This window comes from Pseudaeromonas pectinilytica (assembly GCF_054780855.1).
In genome coordinates this window covers 1-563 of sequence record NZ_BAAGVN010000146.1, presented here as the reverse complement: position 1 = coordinate 563, position 563 = coordinate 1, and the positions used below count along the sequence as shown (strand labels likewise).

Below are 563 nucleotides of genomic sequence, written 5' to 3'. Positions count from 1 at the left end.
CAGATCCGCCAACTGCTGGAAGGACACTGGCTGAGTCATCAACAAAATCTGCTGCTGACGGGCGCGGCAGGCTGTGGCAAGAGTTACCTGGCGTGTGCCCTGGGTCGTTACTTTATCCGGCAAGGAGTGGGCGTGCGGTATTACCGGCTGAAAACCCTGCTCGAAGAGATGCGACTGGCGCAAGCGGATGGCAGCTATCCGAAACTGCTGGAGCAAGTAAGCCACATAGGAATGCTGATCCTGGATGACTGGGGCATGGAGATGCTGGACGCGAGCGAACGCAGCAACCTGTTGGAGATCATCGATACCCGTTACGGCAAAGTCTCAACGATAGTGGCGAGCCAATTGCCGGTGGAGAAGTGGTACGGAATGATCGGAGAGGCAACATTCGCCGAGGCGATCCTGGACCGACTGATCCACAGAGCGGTGCGCGTGAACTTAACGGGAGAATCGATGCGAAAACAGGGCGCCAACTTGACCGATGCCGATCAGGCGGAGTAAAAGAAAGACGCTATAAACGCGGGCAGAAAAAAAGTGATCGGCATGATGTTATTGGCTGATCG

General features: G+C 55.6%; 1 protein-coding gene. It reads left to right on the top strand.

Translation table 11 applies throughout. The annotated features are described in order from the left end of the window. Positions 1–501, top strand: a 501-nt coding sequence (gene istB, locus ACYVG7_RS09890) for an IS21-like element ISAs28 family helper ATPase IstB (protein ID WP_460882969.1), incomplete at its 5' end; no start/stop codon positions are given. Positions 502–563 lie beyond the last annotated feature (62 nt).